At 42.9% G+C, this 14,147-nt stretch carries 11 protein-coding genes; 5 read left to right on the forward strand and 6 right to left on the reverse strand.

Features of this window, described 5'->3' with window-relative positions:
* Positions 1-123 precede the first annotated feature (123 nt).
* Both IQ246_RS23710 and IQ246_RS23715 read right to left on the reverse strand, forming a co-directional pair.
* Positions 124-1,176: a tellurite resistance TerB family protein gene (locus IQ246_RS23710; protein ID WP_194005785.1), complete on the reverse strand. Its 1,053-nt coding sequence runs from the start codon at positions 1,174-1,176 to the stop codon at positions 124-126.
* Positions 1,177-1,336: 160 nt separating this feature from the next.
* On the reverse strand, positions 1,337-2,611 hold the full coding sequence (locus IQ246_RS23715) for a hypothetical protein (protein WP_194005786.1): 1,275 nt from the start codon (positions 2,609-2,611) through the stop codon (positions 1,337-1,339).
* 810 nt (positions 2,612-3,421) lie between these two features.
* On the opposite strand from IQ246_RS23715, the gene IQ246_RS23720 reads away from it, so the two are divergent.
* On the forward strand, positions 3,422-5,350 hold the full coding sequence (locus IQ246_RS23720; RefSeq protein ID WP_194005787.1) for an alpha-amylase family glycosyl hydrolase: 1,929 nt from the start codon (positions 3,422-3,424) through the stop codon (positions 5,348-5,350).
* Positions 5,351-5,518: 168 nt separating this feature from the next.
* Here the strand turns inward: IQ246_RS23720 and murJ are convergent, their stop codons facing one another.
* The 3 genes from murJ to IQ246_RS23735 form a co-directional block, all read right to left on the reverse strand.
* Complete coding sequence (gene murJ / locus IQ246_RS23725; protein ID WP_194005788.1) at positions 5,519-7,123, reverse strand: murein biosynthesis integral membrane protein MurJ; 1,605 nt, start codon at positions 7,121-7,123, stop codon at positions 5,519-5,521.
* A 41-nt stretch (positions 7,124-7,164) separates the two neighbouring features.
* Positions 7,165-7,671 (reverse strand): pentapeptide repeat-containing protein, encoded by a 507-nt coding sequence (locus IQ246_RS23730; RefSeq protein ID WP_194005789.1) that lies wholly within the window; start codon positions 7,669-7,671, stop codon positions 7,165-7,167.
* 85 nt (positions 7,672-7,756) lie between these two features.
* Positions 7,757-9,268, reverse strand: coding sequence for an LCP family protein (locus IQ246_RS23735; protein WP_194005790.1), 1,512 nt, complete (start codon positions 9,266-9,268; stop codon positions 7,757-7,759).
* 115 nt (positions 9,269-9,383) lie between these two features.
* On the opposite strand from IQ246_RS23735, the gene IQ246_RS23745 reads away from it, so the two are divergent.
* From IQ246_RS23745 to IQ246_RS23760, 4 genes are all read left to right on the forward strand, one after another.
* Complete coding sequence (locus IQ246_RS23745; RefSeq protein WP_244142134.1) at positions 9,384-10,553, forward strand: mannose-1-phosphate guanylyltransferase; 1,170 nt, start codon at positions 9,384-9,386, stop codon at positions 10,551-10,553.
* A gap of 84 nt (positions 10,554-10,637) precedes the next feature.
* A complete protein-coding gene (gene yidD / locus IQ246_RS23750) occupies positions 10,638-10,934 on the forward strand; it encodes a membrane protein insertion efficiency factor YidD (RefSeq protein WP_194005791.1) in 297 nt (98 codons plus the stop codon).
* Positions 10,935-10,966: 32 nt separating this feature from the next.
* Positions 10,967-12,613, forward strand: a complete 1,647-nt coding sequence (locus IQ246_RS23755; protein ID WP_194005792.1) for an AarF/ABC1/UbiB kinase family protein — start codon at positions 10,967-10,969, stop codon at positions 12,611-12,613.
* Between the two features lie 159 nt (positions 12,614-12,772).
* The gene (locus IQ246_RS23760; protein WP_194005793.1) at positions 12,773-13,756 is read left to right on the forward strand and encodes an ATP-binding cassette domain-containing protein; all 984 of its coding nucleotides are present in this window, start codon (positions 12,773-12,775) and stop codon (positions 13,754-13,756) included.
* Positions 13,757-13,833: 77 nt separating this feature from the next.
* On the opposite strand, the gene IQ246_RS23765 is transcribed toward IQ246_RS23760, so the two are convergent.
* Positions 13,834-14,022 carry a hypothetical protein gene (locus IQ246_RS23765; RefSeq protein WP_194005794.1) on the reverse strand — a complete coding sequence of 63 codons (189 nt, stop codon included), beginning with the start codon at positions 14,020-14,022 and terminating at the stop codon, positions 13,834-13,836.
* Positions 14,023-14,147: the final 125 nt, after the last annotated feature.

Consider the following 14,147-nt stretch of genomic DNA (forward strand, 5'->3'; position numbering starts at 1 on the left):
TTCCCCATTCCCCATTCCCCATTCCCAAAAACTCCACCCACAAGGGGATGGAGTTTTTCATTACAATCTCTCAAGAGCGTAGATACTTGTACTGAGTCAAAAAACATCGCACAGATGTTGAGATTAAGTGAACTCTATAGTCTCAACAAACTCTAAAATATTCTCCTTAATGCTCTCAGCTTCTTCTTCAAAAGAACCGGGAGTTTCACCGTTAAAAAAGCTGCGCTGACTGCTAACTATATACAAAAACTCACCACTAATAAAAGTGAGAAGCCCCCGATACGCGTCTAATCTGATAGCAGTCCCGTTATTTTCTTGCTTGGAAATCGTCGAACCTTTTGGCATATTGACTAATACATAGTAAGCTCCCTCTAAAGCGTTCTCTAAATATTCACTAAATTCCACCTGAGCATCTGGGACATTGACAAAAATTGCTTGAGGTACATACTTATCTACTAAAATTGATTGGAAATATTCTTCCTGTCCAACAGATTTCAGTTCCTCTACTTGATCTGGGGGAAAAGGATAATAATCGATTCTCAGTAATGTACCAAAGTCATCGGAAAAACCAACTACCCCTTCTTGACTTTGAATCTTACCTCCCTGCTGAGAGTCAACTGGAATGGGGACTGTAAAATTACCTAATGGCGACTCATACGCTTGTTGGTTATAGTTTTCTACAGCTATTGTTTCATCTTCGTCATCTGCATATTCTTCATCTTCTGCTTCTTGAAAGGCTGCAATTACTTCTTTGATTATTTCCTCAGCCTCTTCATCCTCAAGTTCCAAAGCCTCTTGGAGTTTTTTGAGATACGGTTGTTTTTGGTTGGAGATAGTGAGTTCTTCTTCGTCCAAAAGCACTATTACCCCAGCAGCAAAACCATCTAGCACTAGTTCATCTGAGAGAGCTTTTTTTGCAGCATTGAATAAGGGGCCGAGTCCTTCGTCTTCTACAATACCTATAAGTCGATCGACTATTTCTGTAGTTTCATCTTCTGAGTATTCCTCAAAAACCTCGAACTCCCAGAGGATACCTGCTAAACTTTCTGCATCTACATCTTCAATGGATGAATCTGCAACTGCGGTGACAACTGCGATCGCTGCTACTGCTTCTTCTGGACTCAGTGACTCTGCTGATGTCTTTTGTGATTTAAAAATCTTGTCGTATTTGGTCATAATTGCTGCCTTAGCCAATGGCTTTCTAGTAATAACATGAAAGTGTCAATGAGTAGTTTAGTTTAGTAACGCCGCAAAGTTCCTGCATCGGAGTTAGCAAGGCTTACTTAATGTCGCACAGGTGTGAAAAAACCGTGTTAAAACGTATCTCTAACGTTAATTAAGCCTTACTGTAATCCGCCTGCTGTATAAACTCCTGATTTTCGTCACCCTTATTTGAGACATACAGGAAGCGATGGGCGATATTTTCGTAGAAATTTGGATCGCTCCAGTAACCCAGGTGCCCTTGGACACCCCAGGATGCCTGATATTTCATTTCAACATTATCTAGGTTTTCATAGTAATCCAGATGACCGCTGATCGGGTCTTTCAAATGGTAGTAATTGACCCAACGGATTTGATCAAGCTTGCATTCTATTGGGTTGTTGGTCAAGTACGAACTTCGCAGCCCAAATTCTGGTTTCACGCGCAAGGAGTTGAGGTGTTCTAAAATTCTCTGGCGAATATACTGTCCCTCCTGTGCTACCTCCCGGAAGAAAAAGGCGATTTTGTCTAGTGGTGAACCAAAGGTAATCAGTCCTTGAATCTTATTCAGCAATAAACTTTTAGTCTGAGCTTGAGAAAGACTGGCTTCAATACAGAGAAGGTTTAATGTATCGTAGGCGATACAACTACCGAGAGAATGTCCAGCCAGTATTACCTGGTCGTAATTTGCTTGCTTATCTTTAAGAATTGCTTTTAGTAATGTTAACGATTCTGTAACTATTTGTTGGCGAATCTTTTGGTAAGGTAATTTTCGGTCAGTAATGCTGTAGATGGCAACATCACCAACATAATTAACTAAGGGCGGGGTAACAATTTGTTTACTTAACTTCCAGGCTGATTGTAGAAAACGACCTCTGAGAAACGGCCCTACAAACGACAGAATTAACCAAAGTCCCAGTCGCAATCCTGGATAAACGAAGTTAAATAGGCGCAGGAATATAGTGAGCCAGCGTAAGCGATATGTAAATAAGCTTTTTCTATTTTTGTTAGCTAGAAGCGCATTTAATAGAGCTTGATTATCTTTACGGCTATAAAACTCGATTGTTCCATCAAGTGTCCGCTCTGCCCATTGCAACATCTCAGGTACACTGATTTTATTTTCTGTATTGGGTGCCCAGTAGTACTCATGAACATCAATTAGCCAGTTTTGCTCGGTGTCTGTTGAACTCAATCTGACAAAGCTTTCCGTCCAAACAGAGCCATTGGATAGTCTGCGCTTAGCAATTAAGTGTTCGAGCTTGAAAGGTAAATTCTGCTGATCAAAGTATTTGAGCAAGTTCTGGGCGAAATAGTCCATAGTTTCAAAAGGATTTTGTTCGCCGACGCCATGAATCAGAAAAAATGCTGTGCGTCCCTTGGGAAATCTCAAACTAATATCTTGATTGGTCATGCATGATTACCCTTTTTATAGAAAATACTTTGGTCTTAATATAGGATTCCTATTTGATTTTTGAAAAAACTGCGTACACCTCTAACTCCCTTTTTTCCTATTCCCTATTCCCTATCCCCCATTCGGTGTCTCTACGAGTCAGTTCACGAATCAAATCGGATTACTATAGTTGACTCTGACATTCGAGTCGCTATTACTCGTTTTTGCTCACCGCCTTTTTCAATAGGACACATGCTGCTTATAGTTTATAGTTACGCTTGTCTGAAGATAGAACACTAGATATCACAAAAAATCTGATTATAAATTGTTTTAACATTTTTATAAGTTCTCACTTTGTCCAAGGGCAAGAACATATAGTTAAGCTCACTATTTTCCGAAATTTGTATCGATAAAATATTGACATTCTGCCATATTTGTAGTTTAGATTTTAGTAAATAGTAAAAATTGCGATCGCGGAAATTTTTATTAAGAAATAAATTTCTCTAATATCTGCTATGGATGTTTATTTTTATCCTTAGGACTTATGCAACTGGCACACAAGGCTTCTGGTATAAGAGTCAAGAATCAAGGTTTTTTGGACTTTTGACCTTTGACTCTAGACAACCTCTGGCGTTAAAAATATGACACTTGCGTAAGTCCTGATCCTCTAGCGCATGAATTATATCTATAGATAGAGCTATAAACTGGCTAACGATAGATAGCTACACCGTGAGCAGGATGGCATAATACCGATGTTTGTAGTTACACAGACTAGCGAACGCATACTGTAGGCTCTACAAACTTGAATTTCATGAAACTCTAAGTTTTTTTATGGTAAAGACCCCTCCATCCCAGTTTTCGCCAGATCAATACAAAGTTGATTCTGCAACAGAAAAAGTAGAAGCTCTTATACAGACTCCACCATCTGACACGGAAATTGATCTAGACTTCCTTTACACCAGGGATATTGAATTTCGTCAAGAAACAATTTACTTTATCGTGGTTGATCGCTTTCATGATGGCGATCCCAATAATAGCGAAGGTGCGAATTCAGAACTATACGATCCAGCTGGACAAGATTGGGGTAAGTACTGGGGTGGTGACTTGCAAGGTGTCATCGATAAATTGGACTATCTGCAAAACATGGGAGTGACTGCTGTTTGGTTAACTCCACTATTTGAGCAAGTAGAAGATTTGTTTATTAGCAATGCGGCGATGCATGGCTATTGGACAAAAGACTTTAAACGGCTCAATCCTCGTTACATTGCTGAGGGAGAAAATCCTTCTTTAAACGCAACCCAAGAAGAAAAAAATACAACGTTTGATCGGTTAATTGCAGAACTGCACAAGCGTAATATGAAGTTGGTGTTAGATATTGTCTGCAACCATAGTAGCCCCGATATCAGCGGTAGTAAAGGTGAATTGTACGACGATGGAGTTAAAATTGCTGACTTCAACGATGATGTCAGTCACTGGTATCACCACTACGGCGAAGTGCAAAACTGGGAAGATGAGTGGCAGGTGCAGAACTGTGAGTTATCTGGTTTAGCAACCTTTAATGAAAACAATGCTGAATATCGTGAGTATATTAAGTCAGCAATTAAACAATGGCTAGACCGGGGTGTGGATGCACTGCGGGTGGATACTGTCAAGCACATGCCTATCTGGTTTTGGCAAGAATTCACCGGTGATATGAGCAATCACAAGCCGGATGTGTTTATTTTTGGTGAATGGATTTACAGCAGTCCCAGTGACGATCGCTCCGTTGAATTTGCCAACCACTCTGGCATGACCATGCTAGACTTTGGGCTGTGCGTAGCAATTCGAGCAGCACTGGCACAAGGTTCTGAAAACGGCTTTCAGACAATTCAACACATCTTTGACCAAGACTTTCGCTATAGTGGGGCAACAGAGTTAGTCACCTTCATCGACAACCACGATATGCCTCGCTTCCAGTCGCTGAACCCCGATTCAGCGATGCTTAAGGTGGCGATCGCCTTAATTATGACATGTCGCGGCATTCCCTGTATATATTACGGTACAGAACAGTATCTGCACAACGATACTGATGGCGGCAATGATCCTTACAACCGCCCAATGATGGAAAATTGGGATAAGGATAGTGAGGTTTATCGCTGCATCAGGCTCCTGTCTGGATTACGGCGACTAAATCCCGCCGTGTCCATGGGTAGCCAGTGGCAAAAATACCTGACACCCGATATTTATTGTTACGTGCGTCGGTATCGTGACTCTGTGTGTTTTGTAGCTCTAAATCGGGGAGGAGAAGTCACCCTACCAGAAGTAGAGACAGAATTACCCGATGGAGAACATACTTGCGTGGTGACTCGCAATAAGTATGAAGTCAAAGACGGTAAGATTCATAACTTGCCACTTGAAGAACGAGGAGTAATTGTTTTCAGCCACGTTGGGGAACGGATCAAAGGGCAAACTATAATACGCGTGCAACTCAATGGGGTGGATACTCAACCCGGCGAAACCATTGTAGTAACTGGAGACTGTCCAGAATTAGGTAATTGGGATATCGGCAAAGCATATCCTCTAGAGTACATCAACTCAAATACCTGGTTTGCAGAGATTCCCTTTGATGAGAGTGCTGGTAAGCTGATTACTTACAAATATGCCATGTGGCGGGAAGGGCGATCGCCTCTGCGTGAAAATCTCGTTAACCGCCGCTGGGTAATTGCGAAAGAAGGCACTGTCAAATGGCGTGATAATTGGTCATCGGGACGGGAATCGTAGAGTTTATCCTTTTTTCGTTGACATCTTTCTAACCTTACGCTTCGCGCTGAAGGCAGGGAGGATGTCATTCGATTTTGGATTTTGGATTTACGATTTTGGATTAACCTCTTCTTTAAAGAAGAGGCTTGAATGTTGATTTTTTTTGTTTTTTATCTCCATAAATGGAGCTTATTTCTTCAAAAAACGTTGACGCAGACGAGATATAAAAGTATTCACCTCTGGTATTTTCATCCATGAAGCGATCGCTGCAAACACTGCGATTCCCACGAAGCCCGATAGACACAACTCTAATAGCAGAATCAGTAAACCCGTTTTCCCTAACATCTGCTGAGAAGCAAACAGAGTAGCATAGCTTGCTACCCCAGCTACGATGCTACCAGCAGTCAAACCCAGAATCGGCAAACTCCACTCACGCAAAGGTAAACCATTAAGTTTGCGATCAAGTAAAAATAATAGCATTAACATTGAACCACAATTTACACCCACCGTTGCCAATACCAAACCGGGAGCGCCGAAGGGTTTAACAAAAAACCAATCTAATACGGCGTTGAGCAAAATGTTAAAAGTGCTGATCCGAAAGGGTGTCTGTCCATCTCCCAAAGCATAAAACACTCGCACTAAGACATCGCGCCCCAAATAAGCAAACATCCCAATTCCATAAGCTACTAACAAGGAGGACACTAATTCTGTAGCTTCTGGCTTAAAAGCACCCCGCTCATACACCACCTGAACAAGAGGTACAGATAGGGCCACCATCAGCGCTCCTAGCGGTAGCATAGTGAAGGCAGTCAGCAGAAGTCCTTGGCGAATACGTAATTTTAGCTCTTGCCAATTTTCTGGCCCAGCAAGTTTAGCAAAAATCGGTAACAAGGGCAGCAAAATAATATTAGAAATAATCCCTAAAGGGGTTTGTACTAATAAATTGGCATAGTTAAATCCAGCAGCAGCTCCAGGAATAGGACTAGCAAAATAGAGGTCAGTAGCGACATTAATTGGCATCATCCCCGAAGAAACTGTCGCCGGAGTCATAATTCTAATTACTTGTTGGACACCAGGGGATTTAAAATCAAACCGCAAGCGTAATGTGCCTAGTCCTAGCCGCCACTGGACAATGAGTTGCACCAACCACTGAAGAATGGCTCCCGCTAAGGTTCCCCAAGCTAAAACTATTCCACCGATCAAAGCATACTCTGGTTTAATAATGTCGTTGCCCAGTTGCATAGCCAAAAAACCAACGCCTGCAACAACAGTGATACTAGACAATAAAGGACTAATGGAGAGTAACCAATATTGATTGGCTGCATTGAGAGTACCGAAGCCAATGCCAATTAATCCTGAAAATAAAGCCATCGGTGCCATAATGCGGATTTGTTGAATTGCGATCGCCCTGGTCGTTGCATCCAAACCATGACCGACTAAATCAACGATCATATCCGCAAAGAAAATTTGAGCAACTGTTACCAGCAAGAGCAATCCAGCTACCAGCGTTGTTACAGTTTCCACTAAAGGAGCCGCTTCTTCTCGTTTGCGCTTGGCTAAAACGCTGACAACTGCACTGTGCAATGGCCCATTCACACCACCGAGTAGAATTAACAGAAAGCCAGGTATAATATAAGCGTAGCTATAGGCAGTAGCAGCAGCACCAACACCAAAAGCGGCAGCGATCGCTTGCTGCCGCACTAAACCAAAGATTTTACTAATTAATGTGGCTGCGGCAACAATGCCAGCAATTCCAGCGAAAGAACGAGAAGGTTTTTGGTCTTGTTGTGTCACGAATGTTAGTTATCAGTTATCAGTTATCAATTATCCATTGACTAGCGACATCCTAAACTTTCTCGTGTGGAAACACCTGTTACTGGATTTATCCCATCAGCTTGTTTGCACATTAGTGACACTTGATAGCGGTCAATCAAAGCATCTGTAAAATCAGCACCAGTGATATCGGCATCGTAAAAGCGGCTGCGGGTTAAAGTTGCTTCTGTAAAAATGGCATTTTTCAGGTTTGCACCATCCATAGTGACGCGATCGACCAAAGCACCCGTTAGATTCGCGCCTTGCAAATTTGCTTTTAGTAAAACTCCCTTAGTTAGAATTGCGTTTGTTAAATTCGCTCCTTGGAAATTTGTACCCCGCATTTCCGCCGCCACAAAGGTGACGCCTGCTAAATCAGCATTAGAAAAGTCACGATTTTCTAGATTGATATTGTTATAGTTAATTGTGTTGATTTGAGCAAAAGCTGGTTTTGAACTAAGTAATATCCACAAGCCAGCCATAATTAAAATTACAATCAAACTAAAGCATCGAAGTAAAATCTTTTTCATAACTTTATTTTTAGAGTCAACAGTCCAAAGTCAAAAGTCCAGAGTAATTAATTCTGACCCTTGACTCTTGACTCTTGACTCTTGACTATTTCCAATCTTTCCCAATACGGATTGTGAGGTCAGATTCTAAATCACCGCTCGCTGACACCTCTATTTGACCCAAGCCTAAGACTTTTTGCAAGTCAGTTCCTACTTGTCGGTTCCCTTTTTGAACAACAATTTGAGTTTGACGTTGGGTATCAGGCCAATCGGGTGCTTTGTAAATATTAGTAAAGCCTTTCTGTTTGAGATAAGCAATAACTTTTTCAGTTAGCTGAGGTTGATTAGAAGCATTTTGAATAGCAATTTTGAGGTTAGGAACCCGTCGCGTATCTGGCTTCAGACCAGGTACATTCACCCCAACATAATCATTCAATAGGCTCTGTTGTCCAGTCATGTTCAGCCAATAGCTATTAGGGTCTTTGCTAAAACGGCTAAACGCACCAGGCAGCACGGTCATTTGGAAATTATCTCGCTCTAGGTTGAGGCCAAAGTTCACCAACGCCATCATTTCTTCCATCTTAAGGTTGGTGTCAAAGTATTTTCGCATTAAGCGAGTTAATTGAGGCAACCTAGGTAAGACGGTAGGACTGTTGAGGCGTTGCAGCAAAGCTGCCATTAATGCTTGCTGTCGCTGCACTCTTGGCAGATCCCCCAACCCTGGATCGCGGAACCGGGCAAACTGTTCTGCCTGTTCACCGTTAAGGGTTTGCCAGCCACTGACTAAATTAATCGACAGCCGACTACTGGTGTCTTTATATTCCATTGATTTGGGAACAAACACCTCTACCCCGCCTAATTGATCGACTAACTGCCGTAAGCCGCTAGTGGAGATGCGGATATAGCGATCAATTGGTGCATTACTTAAGGTACGGCTGACTACCCGCGCTGCCAAGACTGGGCCGCCTTGGGCATTGGCATCCGATACCTTAGTTAATCCCTGTTCTCCCTTTTCTGGGATCGCAATCATCGTGTCTTTGGGAATCGAAAGCACACGTACAGACTTATCGCTGGGGTTTAGCCGGACAAGCAGCATAGTATCACTTTTACCAGCAAAGCTTTCTGGTGAACCATCAACGGTACCGCTAACTGGTTCAATTCCCATAATTAAAATATTCATCGGTCGTGATAGCTGGTACTGAGAGAGTTTGCTCCATAACTCTCCAGGTAGCGGCATTTTTTGCTCATCTTTACCAGCAGTCGCTAAATCTTCATCTGTTCGATCTAAATTGCTCCATAACGGAGTCCACAGCGCTAAAGTCGAAACTAGCAGCCCAGATAAAATGATTCCTAAGACAACCGTCAATATCCACAACAGCCATCGAGGCATGGTCAAGCCCAGTCTCTCATAAAGCTGGTTGGGAATCGCGCCCACAGATTCGACGACGCTACGAGAATTATTTGCTGGTGGTATTACCTCATCCTCTGAGTCTGGCGCTGGTGCAGGCGTTACCTGATTTTCCGTCTTTTGAACTGGTTGCGATCGCACCTCATTTTCAAATTCGGCTTTTTGTTGAGATGTGACCGGATTTTCCGACCATTTAACTTGTTTGATCACGATTATCTCCCCACTCAACCACTCCCTAAAAGTATGTTAATGCAAGCTACAAATATTGCCAGTGTAAAAGCTCACTGTAAACTTGTAATGTTCTTCGGTAGGTGTGTATGACAACATGAATACTTTATTGTTCCCTGTAATACTTGCTGGTGGTAAAGGTGAGCGTTTTTGGCCCCTAAGCCGCAAAGACCGACCCAAGCAATTTTTAAGTCTTGATGGTAGCTCTAGAAGCCTATTACAAGCAACCGCCGATCGGTTGATTGATCTCGGTGGCGGTGAGTTTAGCGCCACCGAGGGAAATCCTCCCGCAGGCGACTGGCGATCGCAAAGCGGATCCGTTCGCGAAGCGTCTCCCATAGGAGAAGGATTCACTCGAATGGGGTGGGATTCCTTGTGGGTGATAACTTCTAGTCAGATAGCTGAAGGGGTAAGACAACAACTACCCGAACTACCATCTCAAAACTTGCTGATTGAGTCAGAGGGAAGGGACACTGCCGCCGCGGTTGCTTGGACAAGTTTGGAAATTAAAAAGCGTTATGGAGAAGACGCTGTTATTGGCTTTTTCCCTGCTGACCACTGGATTGCCGACCAAAAGGCGTTTGCATACACATTAAGTGCAGCTACGCAGCTGGCGGCAAGCACAGAGGCGATCGTCACCTTGGGGATCAAGCCTACTTTTCCATCAACCGGCTACGGTTACATTGAACAAGGTGAAAAAATAGGTAGCTTTAATGAGTTGCCAGCTTATCACGTCAACCGTTTTACTGAAAAGCCCAACCGTGAAACGGCAGAAACTTTTTTATCTACGGGACGTTTTAGCTGGAATAGTGGCATGTTCGTTTTCCGGGCTGGGGTTGTTCTCAAAGAACTACATACCCATGCTCCAGAAATTATCGAACCTTTAGAAGAACACGGTGCTGATATCTATCCCCAGTTGCCTAAGAAGAGTATAGACTATGCACTAATGGAAAAGACAACTCTAGCATACGTTTTACCAGTAGAGTTTGGTTGGGATGATTTAGGAGATTGGAATGCGATCGAACGCTTACTTAAGAAAGAAGAGACTCCGAATGTGGAACTCGCTACCCATGTGGGATTAGATACCCAGGGGGCGATTATTTATGCCTCAAATCCAGAAGATGTGGTTGTTACTATTGGTTTAGAGGATGTGGTGATTGTGCGCGATCGCAATGTTACTCTCGTAGTTAAAAAAGACCGTACGCAGGAAATTAAGCAGATCCTCAAAACTCTCCAAAGTGATCCCCGATTTACCAACCTGCTGTAGATGTAAAAGTTAAAACCCTTGGCAGAGGCGAAAAAGTTTGTTTTTCTATTATAACTTGACTGTCTACTGTTTGATCTCAAAGTTATGGAAATCGTCAGCTTTGAGCCTCTGGCTAAAACAATGGCTATTAATTCTATTGCTACCTATCAAAAGTATATTTCTCCGGTCAAGGGATTTTCTTGTCCTCATCGCCTCTTACACGGTGGTGATTCATGCTCCAATTATGTCAAACAGATGCTGATTGAACAGAAGCTTCACGAAGCCCTACAATCATCCATACAAAGATTCAAAGACTGTGCCGCATCCAGTAAAACCTTAACAAGCCCCGGAGCTAAATCTAACTTCCGCTGTATTGTTATCCCCTGCTGCTTACCCCTCTAGCTTTTCTGCATCTTTAGCAGTTCGTGACAAAAATGTTCCTCACCCAAACTGTTCCTCGTCAACGAGAAATTATTGAAGTATTCCTTCGCAATGGTTGGGACTATATGCGAAGGTTACTCACTGGTGGTAAAGCTGATGAACCCCAACTACCGACACCTGCTGTTCTAAAAAACATCTTGGTGGATTTGGGGCCAGTTTATGTCAAACTTGGACAGCTACTCTCCACCCGCCCAGACTTGCTTAGCGCTTCCTACATTGAGGAATTATCAACCCTACAAGATGAAGTGCCAGCAGTGCCTTGGACAGATGTAGAAGTCGTCATCCGCAAACAGCTAAAGCGATCGCTAGAAGAAACTTTTAGTACGATTAATCCCATCCCAGTCGCAGCGGGATCAATTGCCCAAACCCATCGAGCCACACTCGCAGATGGTCGAGAAGTCGCACTGAAAGTACAGCGTCCGGGAATTGATATTACTATTGCCCAAGATATCGCCTTAATTCAAGGGATTGCTGATTTAGTCGCCCGTACTGATTTTGGGCAAACCTATGAAATCAAATCTATTGCTGAAGAATTTACCAAAGCGCTAGAAGCCGAGTTAGATTTCACGCGGGAAGCTGGTTTTACAGACCAATTACGGCGCAATTTATCCCACAGTCGCTGGTTTGATCCCACACAAATAGTAGTTGCCGAAATTTACTGGGATTTGACTACAGAAAAATTACTGGTGATGGAGTGGCTGGACGGTGTACCTTTTCTATTGGCAGATTTGAACAGCAGTGATAACGGCAAAGATCCCGCTGTAGAACGTAAAGAAATTACCACTCTGCTATTTCGCGCTTTTTTTCAGCAATTATATATAGATGGTTTTTTTCACGCCGATCCCCATCCAGGGAATTTATTTTATCTTAAAGATGGTCGCGTGGCGCTTTTAGACTGTGGCATGGTGGGACGACTTGATCCTCGTACACAGCAGATATTAACAGAAATGTTGTTGGCGATCGTTGATTTAGATGCCCAAAGGTGTGCTCAATTAACTTTACAGCTATCAGATTCCGGTCAGCCAGTAATTTTGTCCCGGTTGGAAAATGATTACGATCGCATGTTGCGAAAATATCACAATGTCAGCCTCACGGAAATAAACTTCAGTCAGATAATTTATGAAGTTTTACAGGTTGCTCGCAACAATAAAATTCGTTTACCCAGCAACATGGGCTTGTATGCCAAAACCCTAGCTAACTTAGAGGGGGTGGCGCGTACCTTTAACCCAGAGCTTAATTTTTTTGATGAAATCAAACCATTAATCACAGACTTGTTTCGTCGGCAATTACTGGGCGATAATCCAGTGCGATCGCTCCTCAGAACAGCCCTGGATATCAAAAGTCTCTCACTACAATCTCCCCGCCAGATTGAATTGTTACTAGACCGAGTTACTTCGGAAACCTTACAGTGGAATTTATCGCTGCGAGGTTTAGATGGCGTGCGTCGCACTATGGACGACGCAGCCAATAGATTGTCTTTTAGCATTTTGGTGGGTTCGCTGATTATGGGTGCGGCCATTATTTCCACTAAAGCCCAGACGACACAGCTATCTTTTTTAAGCACTATCCTATTTGCAGTCGCGAGTCTGTTGGGGTTGTGGTTAATTATTAGTACTTTGCGATCGGGACGTTTACGGTAAACCTCTGTTTGATCACTGGGTAATACTCACCATAGGAAATCATGATAGCTCTTGTTTGCAAAAATCTGTATTTAAATATTTGGAACACAGACGAACCCTGATACCCTGATAAATACAGATAAATTATCAGGGTTTATCTGTAGTTTTAATATAAAATCTATGCCAATTATCGTTGCTGAAAAGCTGAGTAAATTTTATCCAGTAGCCGTTAAAGAGCCGGGAATTAAAGGTACAATTAAACACTTTTTCCGCCGTACCTACCGTTCAATTAAAGCAGTTGAGGATGTTTCTTTTGAAATTGCTCCAGGTGAAATTGTGGGGTTTTTAGGGCCAAATGGTGCTGGTAAAACTACTACACTCAAAATGTTGACGGGTCTAATTCATCCTTCTGGCGGTACAGTCAAAGTAGCTGGGCACGTTCCGTTTCGCCGCGACGAAGCATTTTTGCAAAAAATTACCTTGGTGATGGGGCAAAAGCAGCAATTGATTTGGGACTTACCAGCGTTGGATTCTTTAAAAATTAACGCCGCTGTATACAACATCTCTGATAAAGAGTTTCAGCGGCGAGTGGGAGAATTAACAGAGATGCTTTCCCTAGAAGGGAAGCTGATCCAACCAGTGCGGAAGCTATCTTTGGGTGAGCGCATGAAAGCAGAACTATTGGCAGCACTTTTGCATCGTCCCCACGTATTATTTCTCGATGAACCGACGCTGGGATTAGATGTCAATGCTCAAGTAGGGGTACGCGATTTCTTGCGGGAGTATAACCAGCAATATCAGGCAACAGTCCTGCTGACAAGTCATTACATGGCTGACATCACAGCTTTGTGTCAACGGGTGCTGTTAATTTACCAGGGGAAACTAATGTATGACGGTAACTTAGATGGACTACTAGAACGTTTTGCCCCTTACCGAGAAGTTTATATCGAGTTAGCCCAACCTGTATCAGTGGAAAAACTCATGTCTTATGGTGATGTACAACTCTTGGAAGGGCGATCAGTGCGTTATATGGTGCCGCGGGAGGCGCTTACCCGTACTGTATCTAAGATTTTGGCGGATTTGGAAGTAGTCGATTTAACAGTAACTGAACCGCCTGTAGAAGAAGTAATTGGAAGAGTTTTTCAAGCGGGTGTTGTGCATTAGAGGGAACAGGGAAATACCTATAATTCAAATTAGGCAGCCAGTGCGAATTCAGCACCTTGCGTCCAAAAGCAACTGGCTCAAATTCTCGTTTTTTCTTCCGTTCTTTCTTTTATCTGCGTTCTCTGCGCCTTCTGTGCGATCCGCTGCGCGTTGGCGAAAGCCTCTCGTAGAGATGGCGGTTCGTTAAAAAATTGACTTTGCAATAACAGCATTACCCCTCTTCTGTCACTTTCCGGAGGGCGATCGTTAGAAGCCTTATGAGGCAATCAATAGACCTGTCCTAAAACTTGAAAGCAAGTACACACAAGGCTTTTAGACTAAACCTTGCAGATTTTCTGTCAACGTAATAATTAGGGTTTGATATCGTTACTGATAGTTTAGACAAGCAAAA

Origin of the sequence: aff. Roholtiella sp. LEGE 12411 (assembly GCF_015206995.1) — a bacterium.
GTDB lineage: Bacteria > Cyanobacteriota > Cyanobacteriia > Cyanobacteriales > Nostocaceae > Komarekiella.